At 65.7% G+C, this 21,078-nt stretch carries 14 protein-coding genes; 8 read left to right on the forward strand and 6 right to left on the reverse strand.

Annotated features, from left to right (window positions below):
• Window positions 1–31: 31 nt before the first annotated feature.
• The 6 genes from HZB53_09160 to HZB53_09185 form a co-directional block, all read right to left on the reverse strand.
• Window positions 32–940 carry a hypothetical protein gene (locus tag HZB53_09160; protein ID MBI5877806.1) on the reverse strand — a complete coding sequence of 303 codons (909 nt, stop codon included), beginning with the start codon at window positions 938–940 and terminating at the stop codon, window positions 32–34.
• On the reverse strand, window positions 937–2,196 hold the full coding sequence (locus HZB53_09165) for a Zn-dependent hydrolase (protein MBI5877807.1): 1,260 nt from the start codon (window positions 2,194–2,196) through the stop codon (window positions 937–939). Before HZB53_09165 ends, HZB53_09160 begins: the two co-directional genes overlap by 4 nt.
• Before the next feature lie 123 nt (window positions 2,197–2,319).
• On the reverse strand, window positions 2,320–2,739 hold the full coding sequence (locus HZB53_09170; protein MBI5877808.1) for a DUF3830 family protein: 420 nt from the start codon (window positions 2,737–2,739) through the stop codon (window positions 2,320–2,322).
• Between the two features lie 266 nt (window positions 2,740–3,005).
• The gene (locus HZB53_09175; GenBank protein MBI5877809.1) at window positions 3,006–6,308 is read right to left on the reverse strand and encodes an SUMF1/EgtB/PvdO family nonheme iron enzyme; all 3,303 of its coding nucleotides are present in this window, start codon (window positions 6,306–6,308) and stop codon (window positions 3,006–3,008) included.
• 80 nt (window positions 6,309–6,388) lie between these two features.
• Window positions 6,389–9,463: a DUF4981 domain-containing protein gene (locus HZB53_09180; protein ID MBI5877810.1), complete on the reverse strand. Its 3,075-nt coding sequence runs from the start codon at window positions 9,461–9,463 to the stop codon at window positions 6,389–6,391.
• Between the two features lie 3 nt (window positions 9,464–9,466).
• On the reverse strand, window positions 9,467–10,492 hold the full coding sequence (locus HZB53_09185; GenBank protein ID MBI5877811.1) for a UDP-glucose--hexose-1-phosphate uridylyltransferase: 1,026 nt from the start codon (window positions 10,490–10,492) through the stop codon (window positions 9,467–9,469).
• Window positions 10,493–10,927: 435 nt separating this feature from the next.
• Here HZB53_09185 and nusA point away from each other — a divergent pair, with 435 nt between their 5' ends.
• From nusA to HZB53_09225, 8 genes are all read left to right on the forward strand, one after another.
• Complete coding sequence (gene nusA / locus HZB53_09190) at window positions 10,928–12,511, forward strand: transcription termination/antitermination protein NusA (GenBank protein MBI5877812.1); 1,584 nt, start codon at window positions 10,928–10,930, stop codon at window positions 12,509–12,511.
• Window positions 12,495–12,827 (forward strand): YlxR family protein, encoded by a 333-nt coding sequence (locus HZB53_09195; GenBank protein MBI5877813.1) that lies wholly within the window; start codon window positions 12,495–12,497, stop codon window positions 12,825–12,827. Before nusA ends, HZB53_09195 begins: the two co-directional genes overlap by 17 nt.
• Before the next feature lie 294 nt (window positions 12,828–13,121).
• Entirely contained in the window at window positions 13,122–15,857 is a 2,736-nt protein-coding gene (gene infB, locus HZB53_09200) for a translation initiation factor IF-2 (protein ID MBI5877814.1), read from the forward strand.
• A gap of 24 nt (window positions 15,858–15,881) precedes the next feature.
• On the forward strand, window positions 15,882–16,241 hold the full coding sequence (gene rbfA / locus HZB53_09205; protein MBI5877815.1) for a 30S ribosome-binding factor RbfA: 360 nt from the start codon (window positions 15,882–15,884) through the stop codon (window positions 16,239–16,241).
• An 81-nt stretch (window positions 16,242–16,322) separates the two neighbouring features.
• On the forward strand, window positions 16,323–17,306 hold the full coding sequence (locus tag HZB53_09210) for a bifunctional oligoribonuclease/PAP phosphatase NrnA (GenBank protein MBI5877816.1): 984 nt from the start codon (window positions 16,323–16,325) through the stop codon (window positions 17,304–17,306).
• Window positions 17,307–17,313: 7 nt separating this feature from the next.
• Window positions 17,314–18,204, forward strand: a complete 891-nt coding sequence (gene truB, locus HZB53_09215; GenBank protein MBI5877817.1) for a tRNA pseudouridine(55) synthase TruB — start codon at window positions 17,314–17,316, stop codon at window positions 18,202–18,204.
• A gap of 18 nt (window positions 18,205–18,222) precedes the next feature.
• Window positions 18,223–19,398, forward strand: a complete 1,176-nt coding sequence (locus HZB53_09220) for an archease (GenBank protein ID MBI5877818.1) — start codon at window positions 18,223–18,225, stop codon at window positions 19,396–19,398.
• A gap of 7 nt (window positions 19,399–19,405) precedes the next feature.
• Complete coding sequence (locus HZB53_09225; GenBank protein ID MBI5877819.1) at window positions 19,406–20,917, forward strand: hypothetical protein; 1,512 nt, start codon at window positions 19,406–19,408, stop codon at window positions 20,915–20,917.
• Window positions 20,918–21,078 lie beyond the last annotated feature (161 nt).

Below are 21,078 nucleotides of genomic sequence, written 5' to 3' on the forward strand. Positions count from 1 at the left end.
GAAGGGTCGCAATGACCCTTCGGGGTTGTTGTCACTGCTGCTCGTACGCCTCCATCGGCGTCTGCTGCTGGCCGCCCCAGTCCCAGAACCAGTAGGCCAGCATCTTATATGCGCCCCACCGGCCAAAGACCGCTTCGACCTCTTTGGGGCCGACCGGCTTGCCAGCATAGAAACCTTTGGATACGTTGCTCACCGCTTCGGTGTCCACGCCGATGTAATCGTACCGTCCGAGGATGCCGAGCATCATCGCCGCCGCATACGGACCGATGCCGGGCAACACCAGCAGTGATTTGCGCACCTGCTCGGTCGGCCGAGCGCGGTCGGCCAGCGAGTCGAGATCGATTGCACCCGCAGTCACACCGCGCGCGAGTTGTAGCAGATACGGCGCGCGGTAGCCGATGCCGAGCTTGCGCAGCGTGGTCTCGCGCGAGCGCGCGATCGTCGCAGGAAGCGGAAACGCCTTGCGCGCCGGGTCGGACGCCAGCGGCGCGCCATACCGATCAACCAGCGCCGTCACTAGCCGTTTCGTCCCGCCCCACTGGATGTTGGTCGTCATCATCACCTTGACGATATCCTCCCAGATCGACGGCGAGCGCAAGTAGCGCCCCTGTGCCTTGACGCGGCAGTGCGCCAGTTTCGGCTCGCGATCGGTCAGCGCGTAGAACTCGCTGAAGTCGGCGTCGAGCATCAGCATCCAAGTCGCGCGCGCGGCGATCTCACGCTGGGCAGCCTGCGCCATCCGCCCGGCCGACTCGACCTCAACGCCATCGCCCAACGCGCGCACTTGTAGCGCCACCACCCGCGCGTCGGAAAGCCGATCAACCACGTGCAGCGTCTGCGCCTCCGGGTCGAAGCGCCATGGCGCCAACTGGTACCATCCGTGTGAATGGACAACCGAGTGGAAGTTGAACGGTTGCCGTGCGGACAGTTGCAGCTTCATGCGGTGAACCCCGTGCGCGCCACGCGTTCCGCGGCCAGCCGTGTCGCATGATAGAGCGCCTGCGCCGCCAAGCCGATATCGGACGGCTCGACGTACTCGGCCGGCGAGTGGCTGACGCCGCCGCGGCAGCGCACAAACAGCATGGCCGGTTCGGTGATGCGCGCCATGATCTGCGCGTCGTGCCCTGCCCCGCTCGGCAGGCGCACAGCCGGCGCGCCCGCCATCTCACATGCCGTGGATACCAATTCGATCATGTCCGGCGCGATCGGCACCGGTGCGGCGCGCAGCCGGTCGCTGATGCTGACCATCAGCCCGCGCAACGAGGCGATGCGTTCAATTTCGTGGCGGAGCGACGTCTCGGTCAGGTCCCGCGTTTCGATCTGGATGTCGCGCACGTCGAAGTGCATCGTCACCTCGCCCGCGATCACGTTGCTCACGTTGGGCGACACGGCGATATGTCCAACAGTGGCGACGGCGGTCGGCGAGCAGGCGCGCGCGATCCGCTCGGCGGCGAGGATCATCTGCGCCGCGCCCGCCAGCGCGTCACGCCGCGCCTCGCCCATCGGTGTCGCCCCGGCGTGGTCGGCGCGGCCGCTGATCTGCACGCGCAGGCCAAGCGTCCCGGCGATGCCGGTCACCGCCCCCAACGCCACACCGCGCCCTTCGAGCACCGCTCCCTGCTCGATGTGCAGTTCGAGGTATGCGCCAATCTCGCCAGGCTGGCGTGCCGCGCCCGGCAGACGCGCTGGATCAAGCCCATAGGCGCGCAGCGCGTCGGGGACCGTCACCCCATCGTCATCACCGCGGTCCAGAAACTCCGGGTCGAGCGTGCCGGTCATGTTCCAACTGCCAAAGAAGCCACCTTTGAACCGCGCGCCGTCCTCGTCGGTGAACGAGACGACCTCCAGGGCTGGCAGCAGTTCGACGCCGTCCTCGCGCAGGGCGTGCGCGACCTCGATGCCGGCCAGCACGCCGAGCGCGCCGTCGTAGCGGCCGCCGTTGACGACCGTGTCGATGTGCGAGCCGAGCATGACGCACGGCATTCCCATCGCCAGGCTTTCGCGCCGCCCGATGATGTTGGCCGCCGCGTCCAGGCGCGTGGTAAGCCCCGCCTCCTCCATCCAGCCGCGCACCAGCGTTTCGGCGGCGCGCAGTTCGGGCGTAAACGCCAAACGCGTGACGCCGCCGTCGGCCGTCGCGCCGACTTCGGCGAGGCGCATGACGTGCGCCATCAGGCGATCTAGATTAATTGGCACGCTTCCTCCGGAAGAAATCTCAAATCCCAAATCCCAACCGCATATGCGCTACGTCCCTATGACAATGGAGCAGGATATGGGAGTCGAAGTTTGGGATTTGGGGCTTGGGATTTGTGATTTGCTTTAGCTGTCTTCCAACTCAAATACGATATCCTGCGCCCCTTCCCATAGCACCCGGCGCCCGGCCTCCTTGAGACGATCCTGCCCTGCGACGATCGTCAGAAAGTGGTTGCCCGCCAGTTGGCCGAGCTTGCTGGCGAACTGTGTCGCGCCGTACGGGAATAGGATCTCCGTCTCGCTGTACCCGCCCGGGTAGAACAAAATCTCGCCCGGCGCGGGATAGCTCGTCGCGTTCTCGAACCCGACCCCGAGCTTGAAATCGCCGAGCGGAATCCACGCCGATTCTCCGCTCCAGCGCGCCTGAATCAGCTTGCTCTTGAACGGCAGAATGGCCTTGAACGCGGCGCACGTCTGCGGCGCGGCGGCTTCTTCCATGCGCGCCTTGAATGTCAAATCAGCGACCTGGATACGAATGGTGGTCATCAGTTCTGTTCCTTTTTGGTGATAGCTGGTGGGTGGGTACAATGCGTCGCATCGTGTGCCATGCGCATGAGCATCACGTCACGCGCAGTAGGGGCGCATCGTGATGCGCCCGCCGCATTCGCGCACCATACAACATTTCAGGCCATCGGGGAGACTGCCTGGTTGCCGGCTTGCGCCGGCATGACGTTGTGTCTCGCCGGTATGGGCGCTACGCAACTCGACCAAATGCAGGGCATCGTATGGACGCGATCCCAGCGCAACAGCTTTCAGAGGCGAGAAGAATGGGCGCGCACCACCACCCGCAAGCCGAGGACGTCGTTGTTGAGGTCGGGCAGGGGGTTGTAGCGGTACGCGCAGCGGACGAGCCTCTGATTGTCGCCGAACGACCCGCCGCGAATCACACGCGTCTCCAGGCCGCCAATCTCATTCAACGCATCTGAACGATAGTTATTATAGTCAGCCTGCCATTTTGTCAAGCACCACTCCCACACATTGCCAGACAGTTCTTCACAACCATAGGGGCTCGCGCCGGTCGGAAAGCAGCCGACCGCGCTGGTCGTGCCAATGGCGGTGTCGCTATAGTTCGCCCGGTTGGCATCCGGCGCGTTGCCCCACGGATAGACGCGCGCGCGCTGCGGGTTGGCGGCCATGGCCGGGCGCGTGAAGTCGCCCAATGCGGTCGGCTCGACAAGCCGATGCGCTCCTGCGCTCGGAATCCGATGTCCGCCACGCGCCGCTTTTTCCCATTCCTCTTCGCTTGGCAGTGCGGCCTCCAATCCGCGCGATCGCAACGCCAACGCGTCGGTCAGCCAGCGCGTAAACGCCAGCGCCTCGTACCAGCCGATGCCAACCACCGGGTGGTTCGGCAGATCGTACGGCGTGCCGTAGCCGCGCGGGCCGTCAAACCACTCAAGCTGATCGCGCTTCACTTTGCCTTGGTCGTCCAGCACATACCAACCTTTGCCGGCGCGGCCGTCACGCCAGAGGCCGGCAGCCTCGGCCTCGAACCAGTACGCCCGGTTCGCGTAGCCGCCCGCCGTACAGAATTGCGCGTACTGCGCATTGGTGACCGGGAAGCGGCCAATCCAGTAGTCGTGCGGAATGTCCACGCTGCGGCGCGGGTACTCGTCGCCATAGGACAGTTCGTCTTCGCCTTTGTTGGTACCGCGCTCGAATGGGCCGCTCGGCACCAGGCAGAACGGCATCGCCTCGACAGTCAAGACCTCGCGGCGCAGGTCGCCGAGGCGCGCCAGTGCGCGCCCGGCTTCGGCGCGCTCCTGCGCCGGGAACGACGACGCGGTCAGCGACTCCAACAGGCGCTGCGGCAGGCGCGCCAGAAAGGGTTGGCCGCCCTGCACACGTTCGTCGGCCGCCGAAACGGTGTCCTTCGCCCAATCGTCCGGCTCCACCAGCGAGACGACGTGGCTCGCCCAGAGCGTCTCGCGTCGCGCCGCATTGTTGGCCGGCGCGTCCGGGGGACAGAGATGATATGCCAGGTCACGCAGCACCCACTTCTCGGTATCGTTGCTGAACCGAAAAGCTTCGAGGCCCATGCGCGCCGCTTCGGCCCAGAAGTCGTCATCGGCCTGCGCCTTGGACCGGTAGGTGTGAATGCGTCCCGCATCGCGCGCGTCGGGAAACACCATCTGGCAGCCGGCCAGATATTCCTGAAACTGGCGGTGCGGGAAACTGTAGGTTTGCTCAAGCCGGTCCGTGCTGTCACCGTGGCCAACGAGCAGTCCCGCGAACTGATCGACATAGTCGAGGAATTCGCCCGCCAGCGTGTCGTCGACGATCGTGGACGTTTCGCGCAGGATGCGCACAATCGCGCGACCCGGCAGATCGGCGGGCGCCCGGTCGGCCTCACGGTCGCGCCGCGCAGTGCGGTCGCGCGCCTGTTGCTCGTGCGCAACGTAGGCCACCGCTCGCAAACCTTTCAGCAGCCGGTCATCCTCCTGCAAGAGCTTTTTAAGGGCATCGGAAGCCTTCCGCTGTTTGGTTTCCTGCCAGCGCTTCAACAGCACCTCGATCGCTTTGGCAAAAAGGCGCACGCGCTGCTTGGGGAGCGTCGTCTGGTCCTGATGTACAATCGCCATGATGGTCAAGAGCATCGGATTCTCGGCCAACTCGCGCAGATCGTGGTCGAGCGCGGCGTCGGCCAGATCGCGGCCCCTGGCCTCCGCCTCGGGATCGCTAAAGCGCAGAATCGGCTCGCGCGCCTGGCAGGCATACCAGAGTTGCGCGAAGCGCCTGATCTGGGCCGGGGTGAATGGGGCCAGCGTGTGCGGGCTGAAGCCGGGGAAATGCGCTTCGTCGTAGGAACGGATGCGGCAGGTAATGAGCATGCGCCGCACGTTGGCGTACGCCCCGCGCACGGCCGCCACGGTTTCCCGCACCAGCGGACGCAGTTCGCCCGCCACCTCGTCCCAGCCGTCGAATATCAACCAGACGTCGCCGGCGACCAGCAGATCGTTCAACTCATCGGCGAAACCGGGCGCGCGCAACGCGCTCAATTCGGCGCGCCAGTGATCCCACAGTGCATCGACCAGTCGGCGCTCACGCGTTTCGGCGGACAGGCCGCGCAGGTCGAGCGCCTCCAGCGTCGGCGCCAGCCGGCGCAGCGTGGTCAACACAGGCAGCGGCGCCGACGACAACGCGGCCGGCAGGGGGCATTCGCGCAGACGCACGCCGGCCAGCGTCGCGGTCAGTTGATTGACGAACGCGCTCTTGCCCGCGCCCGGCGCGCCGCGCAGGACGAGCCGCTCTTCGCGCGCGGCGACTTCGAGCGCGGAAAGCCGCGCCTCGCGCTCCATGAGCGCCTGCACGTCGGCCTCGCGTGCGCGTTTCTCGCGCTCCTTCGCCGTCGTCGTGTCGAGGTCGATGTAGACGCGGTCGAGCGTCAGTGGGTGCTTATCATCATCGGCGCCCTCGCGCCCGCCGAGCGGACCGAGGCGCAGGCGGTTGCACTGGTTGCGCAGTTGGACCAGATACTGGCTGATCTTGCTGGCGCGCACTTCGCCATAGGTGACGTGCAGATGCTCGATGAACACGCCACCCTGATTGATGCGCGCGTTGTCGCCGGTGCTGATGATGCCGCTGTTCTGCAGCGCCACCACGGCGCGAGCGGTCGCCTCGATGTGCACGGCGACGCCGGTTTGCTGTGCGTCGGTTCGCAGAGCTTCGACGAAGCGTGTCCGCTCATCCGGCGCGAGCAACTTGGCGGTTTCGGCAATCACCTCGAGTTTGTCCAGCATGGCGTCGAGCGCGGTAAGGATTTCGGGGTCGCGCGTCGCGTCGGCGGCGGCCGCCAGGGCCGATGCATCGCGCGCCTGCTGGGCCATGTTAGCGAGCAGATTGCCGCCGACGACGCCGCCCAGCGTCGTCGCCGCGCCGATCATCTGGGCGGGGTCGCCGGTGCGGAACGCTTCGGCCACCGGGCTGAGCGCCAGCCCGCACAACAGGCCATACGCCGTCACCGGCGTACCGCGCAGCGCCAATTGCGTGCGCACGGACGCGCTGCGGAGCGAGTCGGCGATTTTGCGCTTCCAAAGATCAAGGTCGAATGGCATAGGTCGCCTGGCCGTCAACGGGCCGAAATTACAGGCCCGGATAAATTAATTCGGGATGCCGGGGCACGTTTAACGTGCCCCTACCGCTGCATCGGATCGTCGCGTGCCGCATCGAACGCGCGCAGACGCAGGCTGAACTGCATCGGGCGCGGGTCAATCTGGTAGCATGCCAGCGGCGCCGGACCGCACGCCTCGCTGCCCAGCCCGGCCTGCAGGTAATCCACATGCACAATCGTCTCGTCGCGCCGCACCAGTTCGTGGGCGTGTTTGGCCCGCGTGAAGTCCTCGGGCGTATAGTGATGCGCGCTGAGATTGATCAGCGGCTGCCCCACGACGAGCAAGCCCACGCCGCCCACATCGGTAATCGCCGCCCAGCGCACGTCGGACTTGTTACCGTTCTCCTGCGGCTTGATGTACGGCACATACTGCTCCTGCACCGTCCCCCGGTACACACCGACCCGCACGCTCTCGCGGCGGTCGGGATACGACTCGTGCGGCCCCAGGCCGTACCACGCCACCTGATCGTACCGGCTCGGCAGGCGTAGCTGCACGCCGACACGCGGCAGCGCCGGCAGCGCCGACAGCGGCGTGAATTCTACTTCCAGTCGCACGTCGCCATCGCCACGAATCGTATAACGATAGACACAACGCGCGGCCGGCGGCAGCGCATACCCGGCCAGCACGACGCTGGTCGCAACTTGTACCGCGCCATCCGTCTCATCAATGACAAATGACTCTGTACGATGCTGAAGCCGGTCGAGGCCATGTTTGCGCCACGCGACCGCAATCTGCACGTCGTTGTCCGTCGGCGCGCGCCAGAGATTGAGCCGTGGCCCTTGCGTGAGCAACGGCTGGCCGCGCTGCTCCCACGCGGCCAGCATGCCATGCGAATCAAAGCTTAGCGCAAAACCGTCGCCGACGACATTCGACGTGCGTCGCTCGCGGTCGTGACTTATGGTCAGGTTCGTGTGGTGTGCGGGGATAGTTGATTGCCTACGCGTCACCGACAGCGCGAACTGTGCCCACGCCACCTCATGGCCCCGCCACGCCCATGGTTCGTCACTGGCGAGCGTGAACGAGATGTTCAGCCAGCAGTCGCCGTAGTCCGTTTCAGTCAGTTTGTACGGAACGGTAACTTCGCGGCACTCGCCGGCGGGCACGTCAAGCCCAGCGAGATCGCCCGCTTGCACAACCGCACTATCGCGCATCACGTTCCAGTTCGCGCGCAGGTGCGACAGCGTACGAAATGCATAACGGTTGGTGATCCGCACACGCCCGGAGACCAAATCGAGCGCCTCGACAAGCACTGGCTCGAGTACCTTCTTGTATTCGAGCAATCCCGTATGCGGGATGCGGTCCGGGAAGTTCAGGCCGTCTATGCAGAACGTGCCGTCATTCGGCTCGTCGCCGAAGTCGCCGCCATACGCGAACCACGGCCTGCCGTCGGCGGTCTGCTGCCGGATGCCGTGATCGGCCCACTCCCACACGCAGCCGCCGATCAGGCGCGGGTACGTGCGAATCGCTTCCCAGTATTCCTTGAGATTGCCAGGCCCGTTGCCCATCGCGTGCGCATACTCGCACATGAAGACCGGGCGCTTCTCGCGCGGCGTCTGCGCCAATTCGATCAGCTTGTCCACGCTCGGGTACATCACGCTGACCAGGTCGATGTGCGGCGCATCGGCCGCGCCCTGATAGACCGGCCAGCCGGTCGCGCTCTCCATGTGGATCGGGCGCGTCGGATCGATCCCGACGATCCACTCCGCCATCGCGCGGTGATTGGCCCCGTAGCCGGCCTCGTTGCCCAGCGACCAGATGATGATCGATGGATGGTTCTGATCACGGTACACCATGCGCTCGGCGCGGTCGAGAAACGCCGCGCGCCATTCGGAGCCTTCGTTCAATACATTCGGGCCGTAATTGCCGAGGCCATGCGTCTCCAGGTCGGCCTCGTCAATGACGTACAGCCCGAACCGGTCGCACAGGTCGAGCCAGTACGGGTCGGGCGGGTAGTGCGCGCAGCGCGCCGTGTTGACGTTGTGCTGCTTCATAAGCACAATATCGCGTTCGAGCGCCTCGCGCGGCACGGCGTACCCGGTGTCGGGATGCGTATCGTGGCGGTTGACGCCCTGCAGTTTGACCGGAACGCCGTTGACCAGCAACTGCCCGTCGCGAATCTCCACCTGCCGGAAGCCGACCACGAACCGCAAGGCCTCGGTCACGTTGCCGTCGGCGTCGTGCAGGGTCAGCAGCAGCATGTACAGATTCGGCAACTCGGACGACCAGTGCTGCGGCGATTTGATGATGATGGACGCACCGCGCGCCGCAACGCCCAGCGCGGTCACGGTCACCATTTCGCCCACCGCCATTTCGGCGGCTAACGCACCCTGCGGGTCGAGCAGACGTGCGCGCACGCGCGCCGCGGCCGGCGCGCCCTCATTCGCCAATTCCACGCGCAGCGCCAGCGTGCCATCGCGAATTCCAAGATCGAAATAGGTGCGCACCTGCACGTCGCGAATCCGCAGCGCCGGGCGCGCCAGCAGATAAACGTCACGGAAGATGCCGGACATGCGCCACATATCCTGATCTTCCAAATACGTTCCGTCCGACCACTGGTATACTTTCACGGCCAGCGTGTTCACACCGGCGCGCAGAACCGACGTCAGACGGAACTCGCCCGGCATGTGGCTGCCTTTACTGAAGCCAACGCGCTGACCGTTCACCCACAGCTCGAACGCCGACGCCACCGCCTCGAAGACGATGAATACCGGTTGACCATCCCACTCATCGGGCACGGTGAACTGGCGCCGGTAGACGCCGACCGGGTTCGCGTCAGGCACATACGGCGGGTCCATCGGGATGACGTAGTTGATGTTCGAGTAGACCGGCTTGCCATAGCCCTGCATCTGCCAGCAACCAGGCACCGCGATCTCGGCCCACGCCGACGCGTCAAAGTCGGCGCGCTCGAAACCGGGCGGCACGTCATCCGGCGACTGGCCGTAGTGGAAACGCCAGCGGCCGTTCAGCAACCGGAAGCGCGGCGACGCAGCGCGATCGCCGTCCCGTGCGCCGGATTCATCGGCAAACGGCACAAACGAAGCGCGCGGCGGCTCGCGGTTGATATGCAGGCATGCCGGGTTCTCCCAGTCACGCAGCATGGCTCACGCTCCGCTTGATATGGCGCGCAGGCGCTCGGCGGCGCTTTCCGCCGTCAGATCGCGCTGCGGCGAGCCCAGCATTTCAAAGCCGACCATGAACTTCCGCACCGTGGCCGAGCGCAACAGCGGCGGGTAGTAGTGCGCGTGCAGGTGCGCCTCGGCGTGCGCGTGCCCGTCGAACGGCGCCTGGTGAAAGCCCATGGAGTAGGGGAAGGAGACGCCAAACAGCGCGTCGTAGGTGGAAGTCAGCCGCCGGATCGCGTCGGCCAGCGCGTCGCGCTCGCTATCGTGCAGACCGGGCAGCGACACGACATGCCGCCGGGGCAGCAACAGCACTTCGAACGGCCAGACCGCCCAGAACGGCACGAGCGCGACCCAGTGCGCATTCTCCAGCACCAGCCGCTCGCCCAGCGCCAGTTCGAGCGCCACGTAGTCGCACAACATGCAGCGCGCCCGCGATTCGTGGTAGCGCGCCAGGTGGTGCATCTCCCTGGCTGGCTCGGTCGGCACGCTCTCGCTCGCCCAGATCTGGCCGTGCGGGTGCGGGTTGCTCGCGCCCATCATGGCGCCCTTGTTTTCGAAGACCTGCACGTGCCGGATATCGTCGCGCGCGCCAAGCTCCTCGGTCTGCGTCGCCCACACATCCACCACGCGCTGCACGTCGGGCAGCGACATGTCCGGCAGCGTCAGGTCGTGACGCGGCGAGAAGCAGACGACGCGGCAGAGACCGCGTTCCGATTCCGCGCGCAACAGCCCGCCGGTGTCGATCTGGCCGCCTTCGCTGTCGGGGCGCAGTGCCGCAAAGTCATTGTCGAACACGAACGTCGATTCGTAAGCGGGGTTGCGCACCCCGCCCGCGCGCGCGTTGCCGGGGCACAGGTAGCAGGCCGGGTCATGCGTCGGCGCGCTCACTGGCGGCAGCGTCTCCACCTGCCCAAGCCACGGGCGCTGCGTGCGCTGCGGAGATACGAGCACCCAGTCACCCGTCAGCGGGTTGTAGCGGCGGTGGGGACGCGAAAGGAGATCCATAGATGGAACGATGCACTCCGGAAAGGGTGACTGGATTATACAACGGTTCACGCCGTGCAGCCGGGCGTGCGAGGCGTATCGACGTCCGTGCAGTCCGTATCGACCGGTCAGCGGTGGAACCCGGTGGCGCATCAGCCGCGTCACCGGCGCGGAAACTGGCGCGGGCACTGCGTTGTGCCTCGTTCATCATTCTACTCCCGTCCAGGCTGATTGCTCAAGGCGCGCGCCGTGTTCACGCGCGATCCCCCATATTTCATGCGTCCGGCTGTCAGTTGCGGTTATCCGGTGTTTTGACACCGACAAGCAGACGATGTTATACTAAAGACCGTCGTATCCAGCCGTCGCGAAAGTGGGTGCAGGTCTACCCACTTTTGTTGTTGTATGGGGGTTGTCTTATTCGTGCCGGGCAAGTGAGAGGATACTGGCAACAATATTATGAAAAGCGAATTTCAGGCCGCGATTAATCAGGTAGCAAACGACCGTAATTTGCCGCGCGAGGTTATTATCGACGCCATTCGCATGGCGCTCGTTTCGGCCTACAAGCGCGATTTTGGCAGCTTGGCCAATCTGGTCGCCTCGCTCGATCCGAACACGGGCAATGCGCGCATTTTCGCAGAAAAGCAGGTGGTCGAGGTCATCGATGATCCGAACCTGCAGATTCTCTACGATGAAGCGCTCACGATCGATCCGGAGGTCATCGTCGGCAGCATCGTGAAAGTGGATATCACGCCGAGTAACTTCGGCCGCATTGCCGCGCAGACCGCGAAGCAGGTCATCCTGCAGCGCATTCGCGAGGCCAAGCGTGACCACCTGTTCACGAACTACGCCGAGCGCGAAGGAGAGATGGTCACCGGGGTCGTGAGCTACGTCGGTCCGGCGGGTGTCACGCTCAACCTGGGCGATGAAGCGGAAGCAACGCTGCCCTCCGAAGAGATGATCAAGGGCGAGTATTACCGCCGCGATCAGCGTGTGCGCGCCTACATTTATAAAGTAGAGAAGGTACAGCGCGGACCGCAGATCCTGGTCAGCCGCACGCACAAGAAGATGCTGTTGCGCCTGCTCGAGATGGAAGTGCCGGAAATCGCCAACGGCGTCGTGGAAGTGCGCGCCATTGCGCGCGAGCCCGGCCAGCGCTCCAAGGTGGCCGTCAGCGCCCAGCAACCGGGCATCGACCCGGTCGGTGCGTGCGTCGGCATGCGCGGCGGGCGCATCCAGCACATCGTGGAGGAATTGAGCGGCGAAAAGATCGACATCGTGCCGTGGAGCGCGGATACGGCGCAGTTCATTGCCAACGCCCTCAGCCCGGCCAAGGTCACATCGGTCACGCTCGGCGACGGCAAGACGGCGACGGTCATCGTGCCGGACAAGATGCTGTCGCTCGCGATTGGCAAGGAAGGCCAGAATGCGCGCCTGGCGGCGAAGCTGACCGGCTGGCGCATCGACATCGTCAATCAGACCGATGCCGCGACGCGCGCTCTGCGCTTTGCCGAGGAAGAAGCGGTGCGCGTTGAGCAGGATCGCCGCCGCCGCGAAGACGAGGAACGCCGGCGCGCAGACGCGGCGGCGCTGCTGGCCGAAGCCGAAGTCGGGTTGGACACGCTCGATACGGTCCAGAGCGCAGTCACGTCCGTGAGCGAGTCAACGGAGACGGAACTGGTGCTGGCCGCGTTGCCCGCCGAGGGCGCCGTGGACGAGTTGGAAGCGGCCGAGTCGGTTGGCGATATTGACCTCGCCGAGGTCGCGATCGAGGTGCCGGCCGATGCCTCCACCGAGGAAGACGACGGCGGGCAGCCCGCGATGAAGGGGCAGAAGAAAGCCAAGAAGGGCAAGCGCGAAATCGCGCTCGAGCAGCGGCAGGCCGCCGAGCGCAAGAAGAAGGCCGCCGCCGCGCCGCGCCACCCTGTGGCGGACGACGATCTGGATTGGCAGCACTTGCGGAACGTCAAGGCCGATGAGATTTTGAAGGAAGAAGAAATCCCGGCGCCGGCCACGGAACAGAAAGGTGAGCCTGAAGAGTAACCGACCGCCCCGCCGCCAGCCGCAGCGCACCTGTGTGGTTTGCCACACAACGTCCGACAAACGGGCGCTGGTGCGGATCGTGCGCCTGGCCGCGGGCGGTGTGCAAGTGGACGAGCGCGGCAAGTTGCCGGGGCGCGGCGCGTACCTCTGCCAGCAGGCATCCTGTTGGCAGACGGCGCTGCACACGCCCGTTTTGCAGCACGCGCTCAACACACAGTTGTCCGAATCAGAACGCAGCCAACTGGAAGAGTATGCCAGACGGTTCGTTGTCAACGACAGTACGCCAGTGGAGAACACGCGGCAGCGGCAACGCTGACGGGTGTGACGAGCGATGCATGCTTCAGTGAATTCGCCCGCGGGGGATCATATGAGATAGGATGCCTGGTCGTTCTGCCTCCTCTTTCATTCCCCGGCAGTATCTCCCAACCTTATAGCCGGTTGCGCGCGGGCAACCGCGCGGATGCCGGCCGCGTATGTGACACCGACCTAGAATGGCATTGACCCGGCCACGCGCCGGGTTTGCGCGCACGCACGCGCGTCGCCGGTAATACCGGCCAAATCCGGACCGATTGACGCGCAGCCGCGTCGTACCATAGGGAAGGTGTTGCCCATGACTGAAATGAATAGCGCCGAAGAACCGAAGAACGCCGAGGCCGCGCCGGTCGAGACGCCCGCCGCGCCGGCCAAGGAGAAGAAGCCATCCCGGGCCAAGAAGCCAGAAAGCGCACCCGCACCCGCGCCGGCTCGTCCGTCAGCGCGCCCGTCGATCTACGACGTGATCTCGGCGACTGCGAAACGAGCCGAAGAGGACAAGGCTGCTAAAGCGGCGGCGCACAAGGAGCGCGCCCAGGCGCAGGACAAAGCCGCGGCGGCCAAACCTCCAGCCTCGCCCGCGGCGGCCAGGCTCGGCGCCAAGAAGCCGGCCAGCCCATTCCTGGCGGCATCGATCGTGCGGCCTGCCGTTTCGAAAGTGCCGACCATGGCGCCCGAGTCGGAACTCCCGACCGCGCCGGAAACCCAGGACACGGCACCGGTCGACGCGAAGCTGGTTGAAGCGGCGCCCGTCGCTGAAATCACGGCGCCACCGTCCGATCTGGCTGCGCCGCTCGCCCCACCGTTGGTACAGTCACCGGCGGAGCCCAAGCTCGTTGCCCCGACCGCCGAAACGCCGGCCAAGCCGGCCGAAGCGCGCGCCGAACATCCGAAACACCCGGGCACTACTGCGGTTGCGCCAAAGTCGGCTGAGGCGCGCGTCGACCAGACCCGGCCGGCACCGAGGCCGCAACAACGCATGGGACAGGGCCAGCAGGGCCAGGGTCAGCACCAACAGCGGCCGCGTCAGGGCGGACAAGGCGTTCAGGGCGCACCGCGTCCACAATCGGGCGCGCCGTCCACTACCCAGTCGCGTCCCGGACAGGGCACGGGCAACCGCCCGCCGGGCAGTTCCACACAGGGCCAGCGGCCGGGTGGACCAGGTCGCGGCTTCCAGCAGCCGCCGCCATCGCGTCGCCCGGTTGCGCCGCGCTCACAGCGCCGCGCCGCCATCGCGGCCGCGCCGGTTGCGCCGCCGCCGCCCGCTCCGGCCAAGCCGGCCGGCCCCATCGTGCTGCCGCCGATCGTGACGGTGCGCGAACTGGCGGAAACACTGAATGTGCCGGTTGGCGAGATGCTGAAGAAGTTGCTCAAGATCAAGATTCTGGCGACCATCAATCAGACGCTGGACTACAATACCGCGTCGCTGATCGCTGAAGAGTTCGACCTCAAGACGAAGGCTTTGGACCAGGCGGACTCCAAAGTCGAAGCCAAGACCGTTGACCTGCGTTCCGTCGCGGACAAAGGCGCCGGGCATTCCCGCCCGCCCGTGGTCACCGTGCTCGGCCATGTCGACCACGGCAAGACCTCCCTGCTCGATGCCATTCGCAACACGAGCGTGGCCGCCGGCGAAGCGGGCGGCATCACGCAGCACATCGGCGCTTATCAGATCGAGAAGCAGGGACGGCTGATCACGTTCCTCGACACGCCCGGCCACGAGGCCTTCACAGCGATGCGCGCGCGCGGCGCCCAGTTGACGGACGTGGCCGTGCTGGTGGTGGCCGCCGACGACGGCGTGATGCCGCAGACGGTCGAGGCCATCAACCACGCGCGCGCGGCCAACGTGCCGATTGTCGTCGCGCTGAACAAGGTCGACCGCGAGTCGGCCGATCCGGCGCGCGTTATGCGCCAGCTGTCCGACCACGAACTGGTCGTCGAAGAGTGGGGCGGCACCGTACCGATGGTGAAAGTATCGGCGCGCAAGAACACCGGTATCGAGGAACTGCTCGATATGATCTTACTGGTGGCCGACCTTGAAGAGCATCGCGCCGACCCGCTGGCGTCGGCCGTCGGCACCGTCGTCGAAGCCGAAGTGGATCGCAGCCGCGGTCCCGTGGCGACCTTGCTGGTGCAAAACGGTACGCTGCACCAGAGCGACTATCTTGTGGTAGGCCAGGTCTGGGGGCGCGTGCGCGCCATGTTTGACGACCACGGCGCGCGCATTGCCGAGGCCCTGCCGTCCAAGCCCGTGCTGGTGCTCGGCCTGCCGACCGTGCCGGAAGCCGGCAGCACCTTCCAGGTGGTGAGCGACGAGCGCACGGCGCGCGATCTGGCGGGCCAGCGCGCGGTCGAACTGCAGAACGCCGGGGAGTTGAAGACCGCCAAGGCGCTGAGCCTGGACGACCTGTATGCGCAGATGCAGGCCGGCCGGATGCACGAATTGAACCTGATCCTGAAAGCCGATGTGAACGGCTCGCTCGAACCGATCCGCAATTCGCTCGAGCGCCTGAGCACGGACGCGTTGCACGTGCGCATTCTGCACCAGGGTCTGGGCAACGTGAGCGAATCGGATGTCAGCCTCGCGCTGGCGTCGGCGGCGATCGTCATCGCCTTCAACGTCGAGGTCGACAGCGCCGCCAAGCGCGTCGCCGCCGGCGAGGGCGTCGATGTCCGCCAATACTCGATCATCTACAAGTTGATCGAAGATGTGGACAAAGCGCTCAAGGGCCTGCTGGAGCCGACGTTCAAGGAAGTCATATCCGGGCGCGCCGAGGTGCGCGCGCTCTTCAAAGTGTCGAAGAAGCTAGTGGCGGGCTGTTTCATCACCGAGGGCAAGGCTGTGCGCAGCGGGCAGGTACGCCTCATGCGCGGCGGCAAGCAGATCTGGGACGGCCGCGTCGCCGGCCTGAAGCGATTTACCGAGGACGTGCGCGAAGTGCTGACCAACTTCGAGTGCGGCATCATGCTGGAAAACTACGAGGAGTTCAAGCCGGGCGATCTGCTCGTCTTCTATCACAAGGAAAAGGAAGCGTAGCGGCCGCCGCCGCGCGCGGTAGCGATGGCAACGACGAAGCGCCAGCAGCGCGTAAATCACCTGATCCAGCAGGAGATCAGCAAGCTAATTGAATACGAGATGGAAGACCCGCGCCTGAACAATATTACCGTCAGCGGCGTCGAGGTCTCGCCCGACCTGCGGCATGCCCGCGTCTATGTGGTCGGCTTCACCGATCCGGCGCGCGAGAAGGATGTGCGCGCCGGTCTGGCGCGCGCGGTGCCGTTCCTGCGCCGCGAACTGGGCCGCCGCGTGCAGTTGCGGCTGGTGCCGGAGCTTTCGTTTACTTTTGATCACTCGATCGACCGGGGCGCCCGAATCGAGGAACTGTTGCGCGAGGCCGGCGATACGCAATCCGAGGCCTAGCCGCAACCAAGAAAGAACATTCGCGAGGGCGAAGCGCCGGCCATCTGCGCCGCTGCGACTTCGCCCTCGCGCCCGTTAATTATGACCACACGATTTGTCGATAACATCACTGCGCGCGAGGCGTTGGACCTGATCCGCAACGCCGGGCGCTGCTACATCAGCGCGCATGTTGCCCCCGACGGCGATGCATTGGGCTCGGCGCTCGGCCTGTACTGGGCGCTCACCCAGATGGGCAAAACGGTGCGCGTGGCCTGCGCCGACCCGGTGCCGGAGATGTTCGACTACCTGCCGGGCGCGCATATCGTGCGCCGCCAGAAGCCGGACGCCGACGAGTTGCTGCTGTTGCTCGATTCGAGCGATCTCCAGCGGCTTGGCTCGCTGTACGACGAGACGCTCTTTCGCGACCGCCCGATCGTCAACATTGATCACCATGTGACCAACGTGCGTTTTGGGACGGTCAACTGGGTCGAGCCGGCTGCCGCCTCGACCGCCGAGATCATCACCGAGCTTGTGCGCGCACTGGACGCGCCGCTGGACCCGCGCGTCGCCACTTGCCTGCTGACCGGCATGGCAACTGACACGCTCGGCTTTCGCACATCCAGCACCTCACCCGCATTGATGGAGACCGCCGCGGAGCTCATGCGCGCCGGCGCGCCGTTGAGCGAGATCATCGAGCGGTCGTTCAATACGCGCGACCTGTCCGACCTGCGCCTGCAGGGGCATGTGCTGGCCGCCATGCAGGTCGAAGACGGCGTCATCTGGTCGGACTGCACGCTGCAGATGCGGCGCGAGTCGGGCTCGACCGAAAACGGCTCCGGCGGGCTGGCCAACATGCTGTTGAGCGTGCGCGGGGCCAAGGTCGCCGTGATGTTCATCGAAAAAGACCGCGAGAAAGTCGAAATTTCGCTGCGCGCCCGCCCGGGCCACAATATCTCCGGCGTGGCTTTCAATCTGGGCGGCGGCGGCCACCCGCAGGCGGCCGGCGCCACGCTGTCGCTGTCGATGGCCGATGCCCATCACAAGGTGCTGCCGCTGGTGCGCGCAGCGCTCGACCCGCTGCGCTGAATTCGGCATGCTGACGGGACTGTTCAACCTTAACAAACCGGTCGGGCCGACCTCGTTCCAGATGATTCACCGCCTGCGACGCCTGACCGGCGTGCGCAAGATCGGCCATGCCGGCACGCTCGACCCGCTGGCCGGCGGCGTGCTGCCGATCTGCATCGGCCGCGCCGTGCGCCTGAGCGAGTACCTCATGGGCGACGTGAAGGTGTACCGCGCTGAGATCACGTTCGGCATCCGCACGACCACCGACGACCGCGAGGGCGAGGTTATCGCGCGCCAGGCCGTTGCGCTCGACCGCGCCGAACTGGAAGCGATGCTGCCACCGTTCACCGGCGACATCGAACAGGTCCCGCCGCAGTACGCCGCGATCAAGGTCGATGGCCGCCCGATGTACGAGCTGGCGCGGCGCGGCCAGACGGTGGACGCGGCCGCGCGCGCCGTGCATGTCGAGCGGCTGACCCTGCTCGACTGGCAGTCGCCGGTGGCGGAGATCGAAATCGAGTGCGGCAAGGGCACCTACGTGCGCGCGCTGGCGCGCGACCTGGGTGAGTTGGCCGGTTGCGGAGCGTACCTGACCGGGCTGACACGCACGCGTTGCGGCGCCTTCGATATCGCCGAAGCCGTGTCGCTCGATGTGCTCGAGCAATCGCCCGACTGGCGCGCGCACCTGCTGCCGATGGAGTTTGGCTTGCGCGGCTGGACACGGGTGGACGTCGACGATGCACAGGCGGCGCGCGTGCTGAACGGCATGACGGTGCCGTGGCCGCTGCCGGAAGCGGGACCCGCGCTCGTCCGCGCGCACGGCCCGGATGGGAATTTCTTTGCCATCATGCGTGCCGACAGCGCGCACGCATGCCTGCGTCCGGAAAAAGTGTTCAAGGATACCGACGCCGACGAGTAGGACGGTCGCTCTGCTGCCATGGAGATTTACTACGGGCTGCCCGATGCGCCGCTGGACGGCGACTCCACCATCACCATCGGCGTGTTCGATGGCGTGCATCGCGGCCATACCGCGCTGATCGGCCGCGCCATCGAGCGCGCGCAAGAATCCGGGCATCGCGCCGGGGTGGTCACGTTCGACCCGCATCCGGTGGAGGTTTTGTCGCCGGGCGCTCGCCTCGGCTACCTGACGAGCATTCCGGAACGCGCACGCCTGATCGAATCGCTCGGCGCCGACTTCATGCTGGTGCTCGGCTTCACGCATGAGTTGTCGCAGACAAGCGCGCGCGACTTTGTCCGCCCCCTCTTTGAGAAGCTGCGCATGCGCCGGCTCGTCATTGGCCACGACTTCACGCTGGGCCATAAGCGACAGGGCAACGCAGCGTTCCTGTCCGCTCTCGGCGCCGAGTGGGGCTTCGAGGTAGAGGCGATCCGGGCCGTCCGGCTTGAGGACACTGTATCGAGCAGCACGCGCATCCGGCAGCTCATTGGCGCGGGGCAGATCACCGCCGCCAACCTGCTGCTGGCGCGCGAGTACACGCTGGACGGCGCACTCGGCGATGACGGCGTTATGCGCGTGCCGGGCCGCCGCCAGATACCCGCGGACGGATACTACCAGTGTCTCATGTCCGCGGCCGGTCGCGAGCTGCCGTGCGCGGCGCAGGTGGAGCATGCGAACATTCGCATTCTGCGCGGCGGGCTGCCGCCGGGCGACGTGTCGCTGGCTTTCCGGCGCGATGTCACGGCAGCACTGGAAGGTTCCACCGAGATCGAGCACACCGCCGACGTGGCGCTGCGCGTTGAAGCGGCGTCGTTTCCGGAGTTGCTGCGCCAGGCCGCACTCGGCATGTTCGCGCTGATGTGCGAGGCCACGGGTATCGTTGCCGACGGCACCACGCCCGTAAGCGTGCAGGGAGTCGACCGCGAGACGGTGCTTGTCAACTGGCTGAACGAACTGCTGTACCTGCACGAGATGAACCGCGTGATCTTTACCGACGTCTTCCCAATCGGCGCCGGCAATGACCATGCAACCGGCACCACCTTCGGCGGCCCCGCCGGCGAAATCCGCAAAGCGATCAAGGCGGTGACGTTCCATGACCTACACGTTGTAGAGCGCGACGGCCGGCTGGAAGCCACCATCGTTTTCGACATCTGAGGCGCGCATGACCTTGCGGCGTTTCCGGTCGGCGTGGTTCGCGAGCTTCGAGCCGTGGTACGCCATATTGGCGCTGTCGCTGATCGCCGGTGCGGCGCTGCACCTCGTCAACAACCGCTGGATTGGAGATTTCTGGGAGCACGCGGCGGTGGTCCGCGAGCTGGCCACGCACCCCATCACCCCTCGCCACCCCGAACTGTTGCTGGACGCTCCGCACGCGTTCTTCTCGCCATACGCCGTCCTCCTGGGTTGGCTATCACGGCTGACGGGCATCGACGCCGTGAGCACACTGAGCATCGCCGCCATCGCCAACCTGCTGCTCCTGCTCGCCGTCCTGCCGCGCGCCATCCACTCCCTGCTGAACGTCGAACTGCAATCGCGCACAGCCTTCTACGCCCTGCTGTTCATGCTGGCGCTCTGGACGGCCAAGCCGTGGGCGTATAGCGGCTTCTTCCATCTCGGCGTGATCTTTTACGTCCTGCCCTATCCATCGACCATCGCATTCGTCGTTGCGTTGGGCATCTGGATTTTTAGTTCGCACTATGCAAAAACCGGTTCGCGGCGGGATTGGGCTACACTGGTCGTCTTGATTGGGTTTAACCTGCTCACCCACCTGCCAACTGCCGCGATCACCATCGCCGGCATGGTCGCTCTGATTATCGCGCAGCGTACGCCCGTGCGGCGCGCTGCCTGCATCGGCGCCACCCTGCCCGTCGCCTTCGCAGTCGCAGCGGCATGGCCGTTCTATCCGTTTGTCGCCCTGCTGCTTCAAGGCGGCGTCTACGATGCTTCCAATATCGCAATGTACCAGGATGTCGCCGGACAGGTCGGCCTGTTCATCGCCGGGGCAGCCGCGCTGCTCTGGCGGGCGCGGCGAGACCGGCGCGACTGGCTGGTGTGGACGGCGACCGCTCTCGCCGGAATCTATGCCGTTGGATTCGTTCGGGAATCGTGGTCGCTTGGCCGCGTGCTGGGCCCGCTGAGCGCGCTGCTCCAGTGGGCGTGTGCCTCATGGGTGGCGCAGTGCGGCGAAGGGCTGCTTGGCCGCGCCTGGCCGCGGCGCGGCGTGGTTTTCGCCGCGGCCGTTCTGCTCATCGCCAACGGCCTCCTGGCATGGGGCGGCGGCAAGTCGCTGGCTCCCGTTCAACGCGAGAGCTATGCGTTCCAGCACATGCTGGCGGAACGCATAGGTCAGTACGATGTGGTGCTGACCGACGTGAGCACCGGGGTTCAAATCCCGGCGTTCAGCGGCAAGGTCATCGTGACCGATCAGCCTCTGGCCTTTGTGCCCGATCTGGATGAGCGAGATGCCGATGTGGCACGCTTTTTCGACATGCCGCTGACCGCGACCGACCGCAGAGTGCTGCTGGCGAAATACACTGTGCGCTGGGTGCTCGTCAATCGCGGCCAGGTCGCTAACCCAGCAGCCCATCTGCAGTCGCTCGCGGCCTTGGCCGACGTGGTCTACGACGATGGGCGCATGACGCTGTTGCAAGTGCGTGACGACCTGACGCGCTGAATTGGAACCCCGTCCGACGATGGTGCACCACGCCGCCACGTAAAGTCACGCCAGCGCACGTTGTGCGGTTCGGTTTGAGAATATCCCATTGATCTGTCATGCATATCCTGTGCACGGTGGTTTCGCCGCCATCCGCCACTCTGCGGCGGGCACAGGACGAA

This window comes from Chloroflexota bacterium (assembly GCA_016235055.1).
Classification (GTDB): Bacteria; Chloroflexota; Anaerolineae; order JACRMK01; family JACRMK01; genus JACRMK01.

What these genes read in the sequence shown, in the direction of transcription:
- rbfA (MBI5877815.1), top strand. Translation starts at nt 15,882, where the DNA reads ATGGCAACGACGAAGCGCCAGCAGCGCGTAAATCACCTGATCCAGCAG.
- HZB53_09185 (MBI5877811.1), bottom strand. Translation starts at nt 10,492, where the DNA reads ATGGATCTCCTTTCGCGTCCCCACCGCCGCTACAACCCGCTGACGGGT.
- infB (MBI5877814.1), top strand. Translation starts at nt 13,122, where the DNA reads ATGACTGAAATGAATAGCGCCGAAGAACCGAAGAACGCCGAGGCCGCG.
- truB (MBI5877817.1), top strand. Translation starts at nt 17,314, where the DNA reads ATGCTGACGGGACTGTTCAACCTTAACAAACCGGTCGGGCCGACCTCG.
- nusA (MBI5877812.1), top strand. Translation starts at nt 10,928, where the DNA reads ATGAAAAGCGAATTTCAGGCCGCGATTAATCAGGTAGCAAACGACCGT.
- HZB53_09210 (MBI5877816.1), top strand. Translation starts at nt 16,323, where the DNA reads ATGACCACACGATTTGTCGATAACATCACTGCGCGCGAGGCGTTGGAC.
- HZB53_09220 (MBI5877818.1), top strand. Translation starts at nt 18,223, where the DNA reads ATGGAGATTTACTACGGGCTGCCCGATGCGCCGCTGGACGGCGACTCC.
- HZB53_09170 (MBI5877808.1), bottom strand. Translation starts at nt 2,739, where the DNA reads ATGACCACCATTCGTATCCAGGTCGCTGATTTGACATTCAAGGCGCGC.
- HZB53_09180 (MBI5877810.1), bottom strand. Translation starts at nt 9,463, where the DNA reads ATGCTGCGTGACTGGGAGAACCCGGCATGCCTGCATATCAACCGCGAG.
- HZB53_09160 (MBI5877806.1), bottom strand. Translation starts at nt 940, where the DNA reads ATGAAGCTGCAACTGTCCGCACGGCAACCGTTCAACTTCCACTCGGTT.
- HZB53_09175 (MBI5877809.1), bottom strand. Translation starts at nt 6,308, where the DNA reads ATGCCATTCGACCTTGATCTTTGGAAGCGCAAAATCGCCGACTCGCTC.
- HZB53_09225 (MBI5877819.1), top strand. Translation starts at nt 19,406, where the DNA reads ATGACCTTGCGGCGTTTCCGGTCGGCGTGGTTCGCGAGCTTCGAGCCG.